Source organism: Carnobacterium sp. 17-4, from assembly GCF_000195575.1.
Lineage (GTDB): Bacteria > Bacillota > Bacilli > Lactobacillales > Carnobacteriaceae > Carnobacterium_B.
The window spans coordinates 59,887-78,604 of sequence record NC_015391.1; the positions used below are offsets into that span (position 1 = coordinate 59,887).

The window sequence follows — 18,718 nt, forward strand, 5'->3', positions numbered from 1 at the left end:
GCTTTTTTAGTTGTATTTAGTCTTCGTCTGATTCATTCATTATGCCGGCTTTTTCAAATAAATAAAAAGCTACGCTTAGAATAATTCCGACTACACTTGCAAGAATCATCCCTTTTAATTCGATTCCCGCAAAATTAACCGTTAATCCGCTTAAACCAGCAACAAGAACGATAGAAGTTAAAATCAAATTTTTTGATTTGCTATAATCCACTTTCGATTCCACTAATAAGCGCAATCCACTTGTTCCAATCATTCCGTAAAGCAAGAAGGTTACTCCACCAATGACATTTCCTGGGATCGTCGAGATAAATGCTGCTAAAGGTCCAATGAAAGCCATGCAGATTGAGAAAATAGCTGCCCCAGCAATTACCCGAACACTGTAAACACGTGTGATCGCCATGACGCCAATATTTTCTCCATAAGTTGTTGTTGGAACCCCACCAATTAGACCAGATAAAGCAGTGCCCAAATTGTCGGCGAATAAAGAGCGATGTAATCCAGGATCTTTTATCAGATCATGGCCGACAACATTTGAAGTGACGACCTGATGTCCGATGTGTTCAGAAGTTAAGACAAGAAGAACCGGCAACATCGTTAGTATGGCATTCACATCGAATTTTGCCCATTGAAAATGGGGCAAGGTAAACAATGATGTTTCCATTAAAGGTGTAAAGTCGACCATTCCGAAAGCGGCAGCAGAGATATAACCGACAACGATTGAGATTAAAATTGGGATAGTGGATAAAAATCCTTTAAATAATACCGAACCTAAAATCGCTACACCTAAAGTAATGAAAAAGACAATGAAGTCTTGCGATGAGGCAGTATCGGTCATCAAGTTTGCACCGATTGAACCGCCTTGAACGGTGTTTCCAGCTAGTTCCAAACCAATTAAAGCAACGACTGCGCCCATTGCTGCTGGTGGAAGAACGATGTTGATCCATGCTGTACCTACACGTCGGATGAATAAGGCTAAAAGGCAACCAATAATCCCTAAGACAACGAATCCTCCTTGAGCATAAGCAAATCCTTGATTCGCAATAATAATGCTTGCAGGTCCAATGAAGGCAAAACTTGAACCAAGATAAGCAGGAGCTTTTCCTTTGGTGATCAGAATAAATAATAACGTAGAAATTCCGTTCATTAACAAGACAATACTAGGGTCAATACCAAAGATGATGGGCACTAATACCGAAGCTCCAAACATAGCAAATGTATGTTGCAAACTTAACGGAATGAGTAATTTTACAGGGACCTTTTCATTTACTTGAATAATTTTCTTGCTTGACATATACGATTCCTCCTATTTTTGGGCACAAAAAATGCCCTTTCTGAATGGTGTATTCGCAAAAGGACCTCAGGTATCGTATCATAAATTGACTTGTTACCCTTTTTAATCTCTCTGGATTAATTTAAAAGGACTTTGCTTTGACTTATTCTAGCAGTAAAGAATAGGAATTACAATAAGCTATTGATTATTTAGTTAGAAGAATGAGAGTTCTGAGTAAACCAGTTAGTAAGGTACAGCGGAAGAGTGTTTTATTGAAAAGTTTAAATTACTTAACTATTGTTGTAACTGATTTAAGAAGGACTCGTGTATACTATTAGTAAACAGACAAAGGTAGCAGAGCGTTACACCTATTGGGGGGAATAGTGTGAATCAGCAGGGGAAAAGACTAAAGGAACATTGGCAACGAACAACTGCTCTATTTCTAATCAGTCAGACGATTTCATTGTTTGGCTCTTTATTAGTCCAATATGCCATTACTTGGTACCTTACATTGAAAGAACAATCCGGCGTAGTCATGATGCTGGCAGTTATTTTTGGTTTTTTGCCGACTTTCTTCCTGTCTCCATTTGCAGGTGTATGGGCGGACCGCTATAATCGAAAAAAGCTCATCATCCTTTCTGATGCAGTGATTGCCCTCTCAACCTTACTCTTGATTTTTCTTTTTCTAAGCGGTTATGGTTCTGTAGGAGTTTTACTGTTTGCTTCAGCTATTCGAGCTTTAGGCGCGGGAATACAGACTCCAGCGGTTAGCGCAGTATTGCCTCAAATTGTACCAGAAGAGGAACTCACTAAAGTAAATGGTATTAATGGAAGCATCCAGGCAGGTACAATGTTGATTTCACCAATGGCGAGTGGAGCATTATTAAATTTCGCTTCAATGGAAGTTATTTTTTCAATCGATGTTCTTACTGCAATACTGGCTATAGTCATGTTGCTTTTTTTCTTAGATATTCCTACACATAAAAAAGCGGAACAAATTCAAGTGAATTCTTATTTTACAGACCTTAAATTAGGGTTTTCTTATATTGACAATCAAGTATATTTGAAAAAATTATTTCGTTACTTCTCACTGGCTTATTTATTAGCTGCTCCAGTTTCTTTTTTAACACCATTGCAAGTGACACGAACCTTTGGGGAAGACGTATGGAGGTTGACTACAATTGAGGTAGCTTTTTCAATAGGGATGATACTAGGAGGCTTTTTGATAGCCTTTTGGGGAGGTTTTAAGAATCGAATGCACTCGATCACTTTTTCTATCTTAGTGATGGGTGTATGCACGGTTCTTTTAGGAGTGATTCCTAATTTTTTGATATATTCACTTCTTATGGCTGTCTTTGGTATCGTTATGCCACTGTTAAATGCACCAACAATCGTGATATTACAAGAAAAGGTACCAGAGGATTATTTAGGAAGAGTATTTGGTGTGCAAACCATGATAGCTACAGCAATGATGCCATTGGGAATGTTAGTGTTTGGGCCACTTGCAGATCTTTTCCGAATTGAATGGCTTCTAGTGATCTCTGGTGTACTGTTGTTTATCCTGACGTTATTTATGTTTAAAGATGAACAGCTTTTGAAAGCCGGCATACCAAAAGAAGAGCATGATTAGATTTCAATTGAACATTAGAAAAAATCTTATCTTCTGACAAAGGATGCAATACGGGCAATAAAGCTTTATACTAATGAAAGATAATAATTTGAAAAAGCTTGTGGAGGGTTAATAAGATGAACAATAATGATCGATTAGTAAGATTAAGATATGCTTTAGATATCAAAGATACAGAGATGGTAGAAATTTTTAAATTAGGCGGTTTAGAAATAGCAAAAGAAGATGTAAAGAAACTGTTGGATAAATCAAAAAAACAAAATTCTGATAATACAAAAGAAAATGAATTCCAAGAAAATGAGTACGTGAAAAACTGCTCTAATCAAACGTTGGAATCTTTTTTAAATGGCTTAATTATTTTTAAAAGAGGTAGACAAGAGCCAACTTTAAACGAACCAGAAAAACCAGCTCCAATGGTGATAAATGATAAAAATGTAAACAATATGTTGCTTAAAAAAATTAAAATAGCTCTTTCCCTTTCAAGCGAAGATATGTTAGGTATTTTAGGCAATGCGGGAGTTCAAATATCAAAAAGTGAATTAAGTGCGGTCTTTAGAAAAGAAGGGCACCGAAACTACAAAGAATGTGGCGATCGATACGCCCGAAACTTTTTAAAAGGTCTAGCTATAGCTTGGCGCGAATAGTCAGTTGATTGAAAGTGCCTACTCTAACTGCATGAAACAAATACAAAATCCCGACTCATGATTTGTTTGAATCAAGGAGTGTGATGATATGGATGTAACAGATATTTCTTACCAACGTTTGCATGCTCAGAGAATTGAAGGAGAGCACTGTCAATCGGCTGCAGAAACTGTAGAATGGATGGGTGCTATTCAAGCACAAGATTACAACCTAGCTCTTTGGGCTATTGGACTGCGGACACCAGGAAGCACTAAATCAGAAGTGGAGCAATCTATTTTTGAGAAAAAAATTGTTCGAACATGGATAATGCGTCATACCATTCATTTTGTTTCTTTGCAAGATGTTCGATGGATGCTTGAACTTTCGTCTGAACGTATGATAAAGAAGTACTTAAATCATGTAGAAAAGAGCACAGGTTTAACTGTAAAACAGTTAAATCAAGCTACAGAAATTCTTTACCTGGCTTTGAAGAAGCACCAACAATTAACAAGACCTGAAATACGAATAGTGCTTGAAAATGCAGGTATCCCTACAGGGCAACAAGGTCTGTATCATATTTTATGGTATGCAGCTCAAAGTGGCATGGTTTTTATCGGGCCAATGAAAGGTAAACAGCAAACGTTTCTATTAATTGAAGATTGGATGCCAAAAAGCACACCTCTTACTCAAGAGGAAGCCTTGAAAAAATTAACGATTCGTTATATAACGAGTCATGGACCAGCTACCGTTCACGATTTTGCTTGGTGGTCAGGGCTGACAATCTCAACGGCTAAAAAAGGTATGCAATTAGCTCATAAAGAAGTTTTTAAAGAAACACGCAATAAAAAAGAATATTGGTCATCCGTAAACACACTAACAGCCAGTAAGGGTGACGGATTGAATCTAACCTTTTTACCAAGCCTTGATGAATACTTGATAGGATATAAAGACCGTATAGATGTCATTTCTGCAGAAGCATATGCAAAAATTGATCCACAAAAAAATGGTATTTTTTTTCCTCTAATCGAAAGTGGCCAGGTTGCGGGTAGTTGGAAACCAAAACATAAAGCCGCAGTCATTAATTTGACTATTCGATTGGTACCAACTGTTTCTATCTCAAATGAGCGTCTAAAAATAGCAGCTGAACAGTATTGTTATTTTTTTGAAAAGTCATTAGGTGAGCTTACGATTGAAACCATTCTATAATACGAAAAATGCCAGTCTGAATTTCTGTACTCAAAAGCAGAAGTTCAGACTGCTTTTTTAATACGATTACTAAATTCATAGAGAAAATACATTGATTATAAATAATAAAGCACTATAATTGAAAAGGATGTAAAAATAGGACATTAGTTTCGAGCAAGATGTAATTGAACTTATTTATTCTTAATAGTAGTTAGAAAATAAAAACCGTTAGTACGACAAAAATCGTCTAACTTTTTTTTGTTTAAAAAGGCAGCTGCTAAAATCCAGCAATAATACAGGGGGAAAGCATATGAAAAAAATAGGATTTGATCCACAGAAGTACATTGAAGAACAATCAAAATATATCTTAGAACGAGTAAATGACTACGATAAATTATATCTTGAATTTGGTGGCAAACTGATTGGTGACAAACATGCTAAACGTGTATTGCCAGGATTTGATGAAGATGCAAAAATTAAGTTGCTGCAAAAACTAAAAGATCAAGCTGAAATCATTATCTGTGTTTATGCTGGAGATATCGAACGCAATAAAATTCGTGGCGATTACGGGATTACTTATGATATGGATGTATTAAGATTAATAGACGAACTAAGAGGATACGGATTAGAAGTTAACAGTGTAGTTATTACTCGCTATAACGGTCAACCTTCTACAAAACTTTTCATTAATAAGCTAGAAAGAAGAGACATCAAAGTCTTCACACATGCTTCAATTGAAGGGTATCCATCTGATATCGACAATATCGTAAGCGATGAAGGATTTGCAAAAAATGACTATATTCCAACAACTAAACCAATTGTAGTCGTTACCGCTCCTGGTCCAGGAAGTGGAAAATTAGCAACTTGCTTAAATCAGCTTTACCATGAACGCCACCAAGGCAATACAGCCGGATATTCAAAATTTGAAACATTTCCAGTTTGGAATGTTCCATTAAAACATCCGCTTAACATTGCTTATGAAGCAGCTACTGTAGACTTGAAAGATGTAAATATGATTGATAATTTCCATTTTGAAAAATACAATCAAGTGGCGGTTAATTATAATCGTGATCTTGAAACGTTTCCTGTTATTAAACGAATTATTGAAAAAATTACTGGTAAAGAATCGGTATACCAATCTCCAACAGACATGGGTGTTAACCGTGTGGGATTTGGTATCATTGATGATGAAGTGGTTAAAGATGCTTCAAAACAAGAAATTATTCGTAGAAGTTTTTTAACAGAATGTGATTTTAAAAAAGGTTTAATCGATGAAGAAATTCTTAATCATATGAAATTGATTATGGAAGAAGTCGAATTGAAAAAAGAAGATAGAGTTCCTGTGGCACCTGCCCGTAAATATGCTGAAAAGATAAGAGAACATTCAGAAGTTACAGATATGCCTGCAGTTATCGCATTTGAATTACCAGACGGTCAAATTGTGACAGGGAGAACGACTGAGTTAATGGATTCATGCTCTACAGCTATTTTAAATTCGATTAAAGTTTTGGCTAAGATCTCAGATGAAATTCATTTGTTATCTCCCAATATTTTAGAAACTATTCAAAAATTAAAAGTAAATGATCTTCATAGTAAAATGACGGCATTGAATGCCAATGAAGTTTTGATTGCTCTTGCAATTAGTGCAGTAACGAATCCAACAGCTCAATTAGCTTACAATAAACTAGCTGAGTTGCAAGACGTTCAAGCACATTCAACGGTAATGTTGAATAAAGATGATGAACAAACACTTCGTAAATTAGGATTGGATATCACATGTGATCCATTCTATCCATCAGAAAATTTGTATTATATTTAACTATAAAAAGTGATTCGGGGCTGCTTTTTGGAGCGCCTTTTAGAATAAACATTCGTATACAGTATAGAGAAGAGGTTGGGATTTTGTCCCAGCCTTATTTTTTCGTCCTTCTAAAAATAGTAGTTCCATTAAATGGACAAATAAAAGATTCATTATAAAATAAAGAAGTAAAAAGAAGCAGGTAAATCATGAAAGCGGTTAATAATAATAATTATAAAAAAGAGGTTGACCTCTGTAAAAAATTTGATTATACTAATCCATGCAGCTGAGTATCATATTATGAAACGTACTTTTGTAATATGATACGAAGGTTCTAGAAAAACAGGATTTGTTTTTTATGAAATGATAAAGAGAATAAGTAAGCAAAAATTATTATTTTGTTTGAAATGAAAGCCCATACTTTAATTATGGAAGGAAATGTAAAATGAAAAAAGAACACTATAGAATGGTTATTGCAGGTATGTTGTTGATGCTAGGATTAGGCATCCCAATCAATGGGATGGGCGTATTCACAGTTCCAGTAACAACAGCATTAGGATTTACTGTTTCCCAGTTTAGTATTGTAAGCAGTTGCTTGAGTCTAATTGGTATTGTTAGTATCCCAGTTTTATCCAAAAGCATGATTCCAAAAATAGGATTAAGAAATACTGCTTTTATAGGTGGAATTACAGGGGTTTTAGGATTTATTTGGATGGCAAATAGCACATCTATATGGTCATTCTATCTTGCATCATCTCTAATTGGTTTATTGTTAATGGTTTCTACAAGTATGGTAGCCGTAACAATGGTAAATAATTGGTTTGTGAAAAAACATGGAACTATAATGGGTATAATTGCAGCAACGATGGGTTTAAGTGGCGTTATTGTAAACGCTGTTATTCCATCTGTTGTAGAAAATAATGGTTATAGCACAGGTTTTTATGTAATGGCAGCCTTATATGGGGTAGCTGTTATTGGTGGAGCTTTACTTCTTAGAGATAAACCTGAAGATTTAGGAACAGTAGCTTATGGTAAAGAAGAATCAGCCATTAAAGAACCGAATGCAGCAATGGTAACCAACGAATCAGAAGAAGCTGTACCTGAAGGCTTAACATTTGCTGAAGCAATCCGTTCACCTATCTTCTACTTTGCAGCAATTGCCTTTATCTCATTTGTAATGGTTAGTACATTTACCCAACAATTACAAGTATTCCTAGTTTCAACTGGAATTAACATTGTTCAAGTTGGTGCTATGATGTCTATGGCTTCAATTGCTATGATCATATCTAAAATTGCAATGGGATCTATAAGTGATAAAATTGGTTCGAAAACGACGTATATTGGCTTAGCAATTATATTTACTACGGCCTTCATTATTTTCTTTTCAACAAGTTCACCAATCATTTTATTTGTAGCATTACTTATGTATTACATGTGTGCAGGTACGCCAAATGTTTTACATCAATTGATTACCTTAGATTTATTTGGGAAAAAAGACTTTACCGCTATTTGGGGAATGCTAGCTGTTGCAGCAAATATCGGTTTAGCGATTGGGAATCCAATTTTAGGTCTAATGTATGACTTAACTGGAACTTACCAATTAACCATTACTGTATGTATTGTATTGATGATCATTTGTATGGTATCGTTCTTCCTTGCAAATCATACTAAAAAAAGAAGTCAAATTCGTTAAAAAATACTTATAATTAATTAATTATGAGTAGAAAAGTAGCCAGTACTCGTTTATTTTGAGTAAGGGCTACTTTTTTATGTTCTACATTTTTTAGGGTATCAAAATTAAAGTCAGATAACATACCTGACATGAAAGCGTTACAATTATGTTGTGGTAAACAAAGGAATTCTATATAATTAATTTTAAGTAATAGAACTATGAGTTTTTGGTGTGGGTTATTTTAGCATATAAAAGAAATGAGGGTGAAGATGGACTGGAATAAGGAAATACAAGGCTTAGAAACTGATTTTGCATCCTATATGGAAAGTGGAATTTACATCCATGATGGAATGCAACTGTTATTTAGTAAAAACAAAGAAGAGTTATTTCCTTCAGCAAGCATTATTAAGCTTCCTATTTATCTCTACTATTATGAACAAGCAATTCAAGGCAAACTCAATTTAATGGATAGAGTAAACGTATCAAAAAAAGGGCGTGCTAATGGATCTGGAGTAATGCACGTTTTGACATCTATTGAAGACTGGAGTATTGAAGAACTCTTACAGTTAATGATTGCAGTTTCAGACAATGAAGCAACAAATCAGCTAATTTCTTATGCAGGGTTAGAGAACTTGCAAGTATGGATGAAAGAAAAAACATGGAATGAAGGAGTAGCTTTAAGACGATACTTGATGGATTATGAGTCTGGTTTAGTCAATGAAGTGACACCACAAGGAGCTGTGTCACTTTTAAAAGAGATCATGGAACTTGGAAGTAATCATCCATTATGGAAAAACCAGATAGAAAAACCATTTTTATTGCAGCAGTTTCGAACAGGTCTTCCAGGATATTTAGATGAGAGAGAGATTCCTATTCTAGAGATGTTAAATAAAACTGGCGAAGACAATGAGATCCGTCATGACGTTGCTTTATTTCGGTACAATAATCGAGTAGTGTACATCGCGGCCTTAAATAAAAATGTAAAAGAAGAAGCAAAGGCAATTGAATGGATGCAAGAATTAGGGAAATTAGCGTTTAAATTTTTAACGAATGCTGACTAATCATCATTCTTCTTGCTGATAGCATCGGAAAATTGACAGTAAGGAGTAAACAATTAAATGAAAAAAATGGTTAATGTTGCTACAACTTTTTTATGGTCAAAAAAAAATGATCATCCAATTCAGGAAAAAATTAAAAAACAACAGACAAAAAAACAGTTTTATACATTATCAGATGAGGAGGTTTTAAGCCTTTATAAGGATCGTTTGGTAGATTCAGAATTGCTTTATGGGGATGTTGTTGAAGTCTCTGAAATTGTAGGAGAATATGCAAAGGTAAACGTTCCAAAACAAGCTTTTAAAAACGAACCTAAAGGATATCCTGGCTGGGTGATGGATAAAGACCTTGTTCCTGTGCCACAGGAATGGTCAGAAGAATTAGAAAAAATTGCTGTCAATCAACCTATAGCAGAAATTCTATTTACCGACGATAAACAAATTTTTCAATTCGTTTCTATAGGGACTATTTTATCTTTAATGGAAGAAACACCTAGTCAATACAAAGTTATTACACCAGATGGGATTGGATTTGTAGCAAAAGAAGATGCTCATTTAGTTGAAAACTCTTCAATCAATGCTGTTGAACAACTCATTGGTCTCGCAAAATCATTTTTAGATTTGAGATATGTTTGGGCGGGAACAAGTGCTGCTGGATTTGATTGCTCCGGATTTGTCTATACCTTGTTTCGAACGTTTAATGTTTGGGTAAGCAGGGATGCTCAAGAACAAGTTTTTGAAGGAGAAGTTCATTCCTATGAAGAAGCAATACCTGGAGATCTGTTGTTTTTTGCTTATCAAGAAGGCAAAGGAGAAGTTCATCATGTAGGTATTTATTTAGGAGAGGATCAAATGATCCATTCACAAACTCCCGGATCAAAAGTGATCATAACAAAGCTTGAAGGGACTAAGTATCAAAAAGAATTATGTGCAGTCAGACGTTTTTTTTAAAATTATAAAAAGAAGAGGAAAGGGTGAAAATAAATGAACTATCAAATAAAAGGTTTGGGAATACTTAGTTTAGCCGTTTTATTAACAGCATGCGGAGGCACAGAAACAAATGGGTCATCAACGGATATCAATTCAGCTGATGGAGACAAAAACTTAGCAGACACTCAAGAACTGCGTTTAACTGCAGCGTCAGAGATTCCCTCTATGGATACAGCTTTAGCAACCGATTTAACCAGCTTTACTGTTATGAACAATGTGTTTGAAGGATTATATGTTTTAGGACCAGATGCAGAGCCTGTCTTAGGTGTTGCAGCTGAAGAACCTAGCATTAGTGAAGATGGAAAAACGTACACTTTTAAGCTACGAGAAGATGCTGTTTGGTCCAATGGAGAACCTGTAACAGCGGATGATTTTGTCTATGCCTGGCAAAAAGTTGTGGCACCTGAAACAGCTAGTGGGTATGCATATATGTTTGACGGCTTAATTCAAAATGCTACTGAAATTATCAATGACGAAATGGACCCAACTGAGTTAGGGATTAAAGCGCTGAGCGATACCGAGTTAGAAATCACATTGATGCAGCCCACCTCTTATTTTGATCAATTATTGACTTTGCCGTTTTTCTTTCCTCAAAATAGAGCATTTGCTCAAGAACAAGGGGATGAATATGGTAATACAAACGAAACTCTCGTTTATAATGGACCTTTTGTATTAGAAGGATGGGATCAAGCAAGTAGTGTTGGATGGACATTTGAAAAAAATGAAGATTATTGGGATGCTGATTCAGTTGTTTTAGATACGGTAACAGTTGATGTAATCAAGGAAGTGACAACGGAGCTAAACCTATTTGAAAATGGCAGTACAGATATAGCCTTTTTATCAGGAAGCTTTGTGTCTCAATATAGTGAAGACCCTAATTTTCACTCCTCGTTAAATGCGACAACATTCTATATTGAAATGAACCACTTAAATAACGAGGAAGAAACAGAATTAAGCAATGCAAATATTCGTTTAGCGATTGCATCTGCAATTGATAAAGATGGGTATGTTGATAACGTCTTACAAGATGGATCAGCGTCTATCGATGGATTTGTTCCAGCTGGTTTAGCAAGTAATCCAACAACAAAATCAGATTTCCGTGAAGATGCTGAAAATTTATTGCCTTATGACTTAGAAAAAGCTACAGAAGCTTGGGATGAGGGTTTATCTGAATTAGGAACAAATAGTATTGAATTAGAGTTGATTACCTCAGATACAGAAGATTCAAAACGTTTGGCTGAATATCTACAGGACCAATTGCAAAAGAATTTACCAGGATTGACTGTTACATTGAGAAGTATGCCTTTCAGTATGAAATTAGAAACAGTACGTGAAGGAAACTATGATATGGCTGTCAACTCATGGATCGCTGATTTTGCAGATCCAATCAATTATGTAGAACGTTTTGATACAGACATCAATCGTATGAATTATTCGAACTCAGATGTAGATGCTTTAGTAGATACAGCAAAGGCAACGTTTGATGATGACGAAGCACGTTGGGAAACACTAGTAGAGATTGAAAAGGTTTCTTTAGGTGAAGATGCAGCTTTGGCACCGTTATACCAATCAGCTGATTCTTACTTATTGAATCCAAAAGTTAAAGATTATTATAAACGTGTTTTCGGTCCTGACAGTTACAAATGGACCTGGATAGAAGCAGAATAAGCAAAAATAATAAAAAAGTAGCCGCCCTTCAATAAGTGGAAAAAGACTTTTCTAGCTTGACTAAGATTACGATCGACATAAGCTGTTCCTCCTTTTAGTTTCTTTCGAGGCTGGGATAAAAAGGTCTCTCGAAAAAACACACTCGCACTAATGAACTATTTTGTTCATTAGTGCGAGTGTGTTTTTCTCTCTATTTATTAAAACTAACTAAAGTGGGACTACCATTTTCACGAAAATATTTTTATCCCAGCACGTAAGAATAATCGACTCTTTTTCTTACTTATCTAATCGTCGGCGAAGCACTAGAGCGGAAATAGCGAATATAAAGAAAGCTGTTAGTGAACCAGCAGTAACTATCTTTAATGCATTTCCTATTGGAGGGTTGAATAATAGAGCAACCGAGATGATTAGGACGGCACCAGTTAAGCCCATCCCTAAAATTAAGAATGCTAAAATTTTATTCATTCAATCACCACCTTGTATATAGAATGTAATTGCTCAGATTTTTTTGATACTCAAAGGATAACATATACAGTAAATTATATGGAGATATGTATCTAGAATCTTGTTTTAACAAGTTTCCTGTTGCTACTACTTATAGTGATATTTAAGAAAATAATAGCATTTTTAATACTGTCTTGTTGATTGGATTAAATTAGAAATTGCATTTCTAGACAATCTTTTATTTTATCCACCATTACTAATACAGGGTTATTATTGATGCATATACGGTTACTGGTGATAGGATATTCATTATAACTACTAGCAAAAAACAGCCTAAGAATGTTACCCTATAAATAGTGAATTATTTATAAAGTATGTGTGTTAACTGAAAAAAAACAAAGATTATATATTTTATAGTGTTAAGCATAGCGTTAATTCTCTCAATTTTCATTTTTGTTATTCCTATTCATACAACTCATTATGGTTGGGTAGAAATAACAGATAAAAAGATAGAGAATGATAATTACCATTTATATGCTGATCTAGGCAGTTTAGCGATCGATATTAAAACTGACGAGAAGGATAGCTTTGTTTATGAAGCAATTCTTCAAGAATCAGAGGAAGTATCTATCAACAAAATTTGGGGTCTAATTAAACCAGATAATAAGTATTTTGTGCGTATAAAAACTAATATATTTAAATCTACTTACCGTCTTGAGAAAATATATGGATATTGATACATACTGAAAAATAAGTAGCTGTTTTTTTAGGAACCTTACTTTTCTTTCAATACGTATTCGTTTCTTTAAAATAGTTAAACAAATAATTTTTCTGATAACTTTAAAATAGTAACTTTCTCAATACATACTAATATATTATTTTATAAAATAGTAGTAGCAACCACTAGTTGCTACTATGTAAACCAATGAGTTCTTTTAAATAAAGACTATGTAGTAGATAATAAGGTATCACTTAGAGGGATGAAATGTAATTCTGAAAAATGATAATTGATCAATGAATAAACTATAAAGGAGATCCTATGGAATTTAATGTAGAAATAAGTCATTTAAGTAAAATCATCGGTAAAAAAAAGATCATTAAGGATTTATCTCTTAATATAAAAAAAGGAGAAGTATTTGGGCTTCTTGGACCTAATGGAGCTGGAAAAACGACAACTATTAGAATGATTGTTGGCCTAATCGACATAACTGCGGGTAGCGTAAAAATCTGTGGTCACGATGTGCAAAATAATCATAAAGAAGCATTAGAAAATGTTGGCGCAATAGTCGAAAATCCTGAAATGTATCCTTTTTTATCAGGATTAGAAAATTTAAAATACTTTAGTAGAATGGATCTAAAGAGCTCAACTGAAAAAATAAATGAACTCATAGAGTTTGTAGATTTAAAAAGTAGAATAAATGATAAAGTTAAAACCTATTCTTTAGGGATGAGACAACGGTTAGGTATCGCTCAATCTTTATTAAATGATCCGAAAGTTTTGATATTGGATGAACCAACTAATGGGCTAGATCCGGCAGGAATAAAAGAATTAAGACAATATGTTCAAACATTAGCTCATGAAAAAGGCGTAACTGTCATTGTATCGAGCCATTTGCTCAGTGAAATCGAATTAATGTGTGATCGAGTAGCGATTATTAAAGAAGGTGAATTAATAGCTATTGAAAACTTAAAAGAAAAGAATGAGGATAAATATTATCAATTCAGGGTAACTCCTATTGATAAGGCTCAGGAATTACTGTTTAAGGAATATCAATTACCTAGTGAAGTCATTGAAGGATTACTTGAATTCCAATTATCTATTTCAAATTTAGAAATTCCTGAAATAGTTACATTATTTGTTGAAAATAATATAGCTATTTACAGTATTGAACCAAAAGAGAATTCATTGGAAGATCGATTTATGAATCTGACAATGGAATAAGAAGGAGTAAACTATGTTAAATCTAGTGGTTAATGAATGGAATAAAGTCTTTTTTAGAAAAAATAACTATGTAACATTGATCATTATTTTAGGAACATCGGCCTTATTAAGCCTAATGCCATTATTGTTTAATGATGAAGCCGCATTTGAAGATATTTCGTATGGTAAGGACTGGCAAGATCAAGCAGCGAATCAAATTACTACCTTAGAGGAAGAAAATACAAAACTATTAACTAGTGAATCAGAGGTATCATTTGTCGATGAAATTACGGCTAGCGAAAAGCAAGGTGAAATAGAACGATTAAACTATCACCTAAAAGAAGATATTAAGCCCCCGGCTACAAACAATCTCTATGATTCTCTAGTAGGTACGTCTAGTTTGAATTTGTTGATAGGTATTTTCGTTACGATTATAGCAAGCGCTATGGTTTCGAAAGAATTTTCGATGGGAACGATAAAACTATTGCTGATACGGTCGTACTCTCGCTCAAAAATATTGACCTCTAAGTATATTGCTACACTACTAATAACCGTGACTTACTATATGAGTTTATACATAGGAACAATTGTAGTTGCACTGTTTACTTCGGAAATCAACTCGACTACTGAATATGTCTATCTATCATCAGATTGGACTTATATGCATTCTAATTTTTGGTTGTATTTTTTAGGAATACTAGCAAGTAATTTAATTTATTTCATTATCATTGCGACTATTGCTTTTTCTCTTTCGACGATTAGTAGAAATACATCATTATCTTTAGGTGCTACATTAGGAATATTATTTTTAGGACCACTATTAACGCTCTATTTATTCTCTAAAACAGAGCTAACCAAATATTTATTAATGGCTAATTGGAATTTGACAAACTACTTACCAGGTAACAATCCTTCTATGGAAGGTATGACGCTTCCTTTTTCGATGATAATAAATAGTCTTTACCTTATTTTACTATTATTTGTAGCATATTATTCCTTTAATAAAAAAGATATATTGGCTTAGATCAGATAGTAAGAGCTTCTTTATCAGTTGTATTTCTTGTGCTAAGGCTAAGAGTCCAATAAAGTAATAACAATTATAAATTAACTTTGAATACACGAAATCGCTTAAAAGTAAGTATTAATAACCTTGTTTAATCAAGGTTATTTTTTATTTTATTTTATTTTCTACTCTACTCCATAAGAAAACAATACTATAAGTAGATAGTTAATTACTAAAGGTAAATTAGTTACAGAATCATTCGCAAAATGGCCTAATAGGTTTTATATAGTTCCATTGTTAACTTTATCATTTTACAATTATGTCAAAAAGGGCGTTCTTGAACTTATGTTCGTTTAGGAGTATAATTCTTATGAAATACGATAGATCAATATAGGAGGCTAAATATGTTAAGTAAAACTTTTTTTGAAGTTGTCAAACACGAAGGTGTGGTTTCTGTTACGTCATGGGGAAGCAGTGAGACCCCACATGTTCGTTGTACTTGGAACTCATATTTACGTATAACTAACGATGAACGCATTTTAGCTCCAATCGCTGGATTTACCAGCGTTCAAGCAGATATGATAAAAAACGACAAAGTTATCTTAACTCTAGGTAGTCGAGAAGTTGAAGGTTTCAATAGTTATCAAGGAACAGGATTCTTAATTGAAGGACGGGCACGTTTCCTCGATACTGGCGAAGAATTTGACCAAATGAAAGAGGACTATCCCTTTATGAATAAATTACTTGAAGTTACCGTAGAATCTCAAAAACAATTGCTTTAATCTCTAATTGCAAGTTTGGTTATTATGAATTACTATATTTCTAAAAGGGGTAATCGTTTAAGAGATATGAAAATCAGTAAAATGATGCATTGATTAAAAAAAGGACTTTACCGCTTAAACAGCGGCAGAGTCCTTTTTTATCTGGATTGTAAGTAGAACGAAAATAAAAAACCGCTCTACAAAAATGTAGAACGGTTCCATTACTTACAATTAATTGAAAAGTCCAAATCCACCATTCTAGCTAATCTTTTCAGCGCAATCTAGAGTAGCGAAAACTTGGTTCTTAATATCTGCAACTAAAACAGTTGTTTGGTGGTCCCCACCAATAGTTTTGCTGGAACAATTTTCAAGATGCTCTCTACACAAGAGAGCTGTCTAACAAAAAAGAAGCTTCTTTTTTTGTTAGATTTATGTTTATTTAATTAAAACAAGCCGCTAAAAAGTTGTGTAAACCAGTTGCCTTCTGTTTCTTCTGACTCTGCGTTTACTTCTTCAGTATGTGTGTCCTGTTCTTCTTTATGTCCTTCTTCTTCATGTGCTTCATCATGATCTTCTTCGAATAAGTGGGTGAACGTGACATAGTTTTCAACATAAGCACGGCCTGCCTCTGTGTCACCAGTTTCAAAATTTTTGGTTTCAAGTAGATCAGTAAATACTTCTTCGACGTGCTCGCGGTTGTCTTCGGTCACAAAGCCTGCTTCTTCTAATGGGGCTAAGCTTTCTTGTTCGATACTCTCATCAGCAGCTGCCACTCCAGGATCAACCGGCTCATGACTGATTCCTGTGTAAGGAGCGCCTTCGCTAGAACGGTGGATACGGACAAAGTTTTCAAAGAGGTAATCATCAGCTAAGTCGTTAATTTCTGCATCTTTTGTTTTATTTTTCACGGACATTGTACGCTCAAAGTACGTTTCTAATTCTGCTTCTTCCGCTTCTGGCACCCAGTGTGCGATATAGTCAAAGTTTCTTTCCTCTAAAGACGTTTGGAGGGCGTCATAGACTGGTCCTTGTTCCGTATCACAGTGTGCTTCTGCAGTCAGTGGATTGGCTAAAAACAAACCTGCGCTAACTGCTGTAACTCCGAGTAACTTTTTAAAATTCTTTTTCATCTTTGTTTCCTCCATATTTTTTATATTTTAGTCACTGATGACTTCTTCAACAACTTGACTATAGTATATAAGAAACTTATCAGAAGAATATTGATCCTAATCAACAATGGGCAAAAAGTTATTTTTCTTACGCAGTGCGTGTTCCGTGCGTCAAACGAAACATAAGTAATTCGCGCTAAAATTTAGAACAAAAGTTCAGCAAGCAGCTCTATCGATTGCTTTCTGTCTTCCGAATCGAAGGTATAGGTCACCAAAACCAGCTCATCAGACCCGCTGGACTCCGCAAACCAGAGTCGCTTAAACCCTAATTTATCTAATACTGAAAATTGTGATGTTTGCTATATTTATTTTCCACCTTGAAGGGTTGTTTTTTAAATATAGATATATCATGAATGATATTGCTAAAGCATTTTATAAAGTCATTGAAGTTAAATTTGTATAGCTAATAGAAAAAGTCCCTCACAATTAGACTATTTAGTCTGATTGTGAGGGACTTTTCTTTTTGTTTAAGAATCGCTTTCTAATAACTTGCGGGCACGGTAACGAAAGAACATAGAGCTAGCATAATAAGAGAAAAGACAAATCCATACTATGTTGGGAATACGATTTGATAAAGAGCCACCTAGCAAAAATAAAGTAATTAAAATATGTAAAATTTCGTTTGAAATGACTAAATATTTAAACTGTTTCTCTTTTTCTTTATTTTCAGATAAATTTTTGAGTTGACTTGGAAAGACAGAAGCCACAGTAAAATAGCGTACAAAAACAGAAGTGTATTTTCCTAACAAAACATTTAAAATACTAACTAAACTCCAAGCTATTATTATAATAACAAGAAGGTAAGCTATGTAATCTATCACAATAAAATCCCCTTTTCAATTTAAAATAGGTAATAAAGACACTAGTATGTAAATAATAACTCCTACTAAACATCCTATTAAAAAAATAATTAAATTCCTTCTATTTTTCATTTTAAAACCTCCCATAAATAAGGCTATCACAACTAAAAAAAGTAAGTAGTAGAACGAGAAAATTTTAATTATATTATCACTAATTTTAATACATGTATAAATTTGCTTGAATTAATGTATTTAGAACCTGTTTTACTAAGTTTTTGTTATTAGTATGTTTCAAGGAGCAAATCCATAATATAAAATTTCAAAAACAGGTTGTCCCAGTATTAAAATTCCAACCAATGCACCTACATAAAAAAATTGGAAGATTCTTTTCAATAAGAGGAATTGATCTTGTGCATCTATTTTTTTTAGTCCATACCATGCAAAAACAACTAACTGGGGTATAAACAACACAAAATAGGAAGTAGTCACAAATGTGGAAAAATCTTCATATGTTTTAAAACCTACATTTTGGGTAGTCATTAAAAAGACTGATTTTTCAAACCAAAGAAAGAGAAATGACAATTGTAAAAGAGATGAAAAAATAGTAATGCTATAAGAAATGAACTTCTTTTCTTTTCTGACTAATAAATAAATACTTCCGATATAAACGATTCCCACTACGATAGCGTAAAATGGTTGCATTGCAAACAAGAATACCGCCTCTTTTCTTTAGC

Annotated in this window: 16 protein-coding genes; 11 read left to right on the plus strand and 5 right to left on the minus strand. The window is 34.0% G+C overall.

The window, feature by feature from the left end:
* Window positions 1–16: 16 nt before the first annotated feature.
* Window positions 17–1,291 (minus strand): uracil permease, encoded by a 1,275-nt coding sequence (gene uraA / locus CAR_RS00280; protein ID WP_013709748.1) that lies wholly within the window; start codon window positions 1,289–1,291, stop codon window positions 17–19.
* A gap of 364 nt (window positions 1,292–1,655) precedes the next feature.
* Here uraA and CAR_RS00285 point away from each other — a divergent pair, with 364 nt between their 5' ends.
* The 8 genes from CAR_RS00285 (at window position 1,656) to CAR_RS00320 (ending at window position 11,886) form a co-directional block, all read left to right on the plus strand.
* Complete coding sequence (locus tag CAR_RS00285) at window positions 1,656–2,900, plus strand: MFS transporter (protein WP_013709749.1); 1,245 nt, start codon at window positions 1,656–1,658, stop codon at window positions 2,898–2,900.
* A 116-nt stretch (window positions 2,901–3,016) separates the two neighbouring features.
* Window positions 3,017–3,541 carry a DUF1456 family protein gene (locus CAR_RS00290; RefSeq protein WP_013709750.1) on the plus strand — a complete coding sequence of 175 codons (525 nt, stop codon included), beginning with the start codon at window positions 3,017–3,019 and terminating at the stop codon, window positions 3,539–3,541.
* 88 nt (window positions 3,542–3,629) lie between these two features.
* Window positions 3,630–4,724, plus strand: a complete 1,095-nt coding sequence (locus tag CAR_RS00295) for a winged helix DNA-binding domain-containing protein (protein ID WP_013709751.1) — start codon at window positions 3,630–3,632, stop codon at window positions 4,722–4,724.
* 289 nt (window positions 4,725–5,013) lie between these two features.
* Window positions 5,014–6,522, plus strand: a complete 1,509-nt coding sequence (locus CAR_RS00300) for a DUF1846 domain-containing protein (protein WP_013709752.1) — start codon at window positions 5,014–5,016, stop codon at window positions 6,520–6,522.
* A gap of 424 nt (window positions 6,523–6,946) precedes the next feature.
* Window positions 6,947–8,194 (plus strand): MFS transporter, encoded by a 1,248-nt coding sequence (locus tag CAR_RS00305; protein WP_013709753.1) that lies wholly within the window; start codon window positions 6,947–6,949, stop codon window positions 8,192–8,194.
* A gap of 248 nt (window positions 8,195–8,442) precedes the next feature.
* Window positions 8,443–9,234, plus strand: a complete 792-nt coding sequence (locus CAR_RS00310) for a serine hydrolase (protein WP_013709754.1) — start codon at window positions 8,443–8,445, stop codon at window positions 9,232–9,234.
* Window positions 9,235–9,291: 57 nt separating this feature from the next.
* Window positions 9,292–10,179: a C40 family peptidase gene (locus CAR_RS00315; protein ID WP_013709755.1), complete on the plus strand. Its 888-nt coding sequence runs from the start codon at window positions 9,292–9,294 to the stop codon at window positions 10,177–10,179.
* Between the two features lie 33 nt (window positions 10,180–10,212).
* Window positions 10,213–11,886: a peptide ABC transporter substrate-binding protein gene (locus CAR_RS00320; RefSeq protein WP_013709756.1), complete on the plus strand. Its 1,674-nt coding sequence runs from the start codon at window positions 10,213–10,215 to the stop codon at window positions 11,884–11,886.
* A 276-nt stretch (window positions 11,887–12,162) separates the two neighbouring features.
* On the opposite strand, the gene CAR_RS00325 is transcribed toward CAR_RS00320, so the two are convergent.
* A complete protein-coding gene (locus CAR_RS00325) occupies window positions 12,163–12,351 on the minus strand; it encodes a hypothetical protein (RefSeq protein WP_013709757.1) in 189 nt (62 codons plus the stop codon).
* Between the two features lie 1,018 nt (window positions 12,352–13,369).
* Between CAR_RS00325 and CAR_RS00335 the strand changes: the two genes are divergently transcribed.
* The 3 genes from CAR_RS00335 to CAR_RS00345 all read left to right on the plus strand — a co-directional run bounded on the left by CAR_RS00335 (window position 13,370) and on the right by CAR_RS00345 (window position 16,036).
* A complete protein-coding gene (locus CAR_RS00335) occupies window positions 13,370–14,272 on the plus strand; it encodes an ABC transporter ATP-binding protein (RefSeq protein WP_013709758.1) in 903 nt (300 codons plus the stop codon).
* A 13-nt stretch (window positions 14,273–14,285) separates the two neighbouring features.
* A complete protein-coding gene (locus CAR_RS00340; protein ID WP_013709759.1) occupies window positions 14,286–15,275 on the plus strand; it encodes an ABC transporter permease in 990 nt (329 codons plus the stop codon).
* A 383-nt stretch (window positions 15,276–15,658) separates the two neighbouring features.
* Complete coding sequence (locus CAR_RS00345; RefSeq protein WP_013709760.1) at window positions 15,659–16,036, plus strand: pyridoxamine 5'-phosphate oxidase family protein; 378 nt, start codon at window positions 15,659–15,661, stop codon at window positions 16,034–16,036.
* 422 nt (window positions 16,037–16,458) lie between these two features.
* On the opposite strand, the gene CAR_RS00350 is transcribed toward CAR_RS00345, so the two are convergent.
* The 3 genes from CAR_RS00350 to CAR_RS00360 form a co-directional block, all read right to left on the minus strand.
* Window positions 16,459–17,145, minus strand: coding sequence for a DUF6448 family protein (locus tag CAR_RS00350; RefSeq protein ID WP_041556023.1), 687 nt, complete (start codon window positions 17,143–17,145; stop codon window positions 16,459–16,461).
* A gap of 506 nt (window positions 17,146–17,651) precedes the next feature.
* Window positions 17,652–18,005 (minus strand): hypothetical protein, encoded by a 354-nt coding sequence (locus CAR_RS00355; RefSeq protein ID WP_013709762.1) that lies wholly within the window; start codon window positions 18,003–18,005, stop codon window positions 17,652–17,654.
* A gap of 270 nt (window positions 18,006–18,275) precedes the next feature.
* Window positions 18,276–18,695 carry a hypothetical protein gene (locus CAR_RS00360; RefSeq protein WP_041556024.1) on the minus strand — a complete coding sequence of 140 codons (420 nt, stop codon included), beginning with the start codon at window positions 18,693–18,695 and terminating at the stop codon, window positions 18,276–18,278.
* Window positions 18,696–18,718: the final 23 nt, after the last annotated feature.

Coding starts and splice junctions, on each gene's coding strand:
- uraA (WP_013709748.1), bottom strand. CDS start 1,291: ATGTCAAGCAAGAAAATTATTCAAGTAAATGAAAAGGTCCCTGTAAAA.
- CAR_RS00290 (WP_013709750.1), top strand. CDS start 3,017: ATGAACAATAATGATCGATTAGTAAGATTAAGATATGCTTTAGATATC.
- CAR_RS00295 (WP_013709751.1), top strand. CDS start 3,630: ATGGATGTAACAGATATTTCTTACCAACGTTTGCATGCTCAGAGAATT.
- CAR_RS00300 (WP_013709752.1), top strand. CDS start 5,014: ATGAAAAAAATAGGATTTGATCCACAGAAGTACATTGAAGAACAATCA.
- CAR_RS00305 (WP_013709753.1), top strand. CDS start 6,947: ATGAAAAAAGAACACTATAGAATGGTTATTGCAGGTATGTTGTTGATG.
- CAR_RS00310 (WP_013709754.1), top strand. CDS start 8,443: ATGGACTGGAATAAGGAAATACAAGGCTTAGAAACTGATTTTGCATCC.
- CAR_RS00315 (WP_013709755.1), top strand. CDS start 9,292: ATGAAAAAAATGGTTAATGTTGCTACAACTTTTTTATGGTCAAAAAAA.
- CAR_RS00320 (WP_013709756.1), top strand. CDS start 10,213: ATGAACTATCAAATAAAAGGTTTGGGAATACTTAGTTTAGCCGTTTTA.
- CAR_RS00325 (WP_013709757.1), bottom strand. CDS start 12,351: ATGAATAAAATTTTAGCATTCTTAATTTTAGGGATGGGCTTAACTGGT.
- CAR_RS00335 (WP_013709758.1), top strand. CDS start 13,370: ATGGAATTTAATGTAGAAATAAGTCATTTAAGTAAAATCATCGGTAAA.
- CAR_RS00340 (WP_013709759.1), top strand. CDS start 14,286: ATGTTAAATCTAGTGGTTAATGAATGGAATAAAGTCTTTTTTAGAAAA.
- CAR_RS00345 (WP_013709760.1), top strand. CDS start 15,659: ATGTTAAGTAAAACTTTTTTTGAAGTTGTCAAACACGAAGGTGTGGTT.
- CAR_RS00350 (WP_041556023.1), bottom strand. CDS start 17,145: ATGAAAAAGAATTTTAAAAAGTTACTCGGAGTTACAGCAGTTAGCGCA.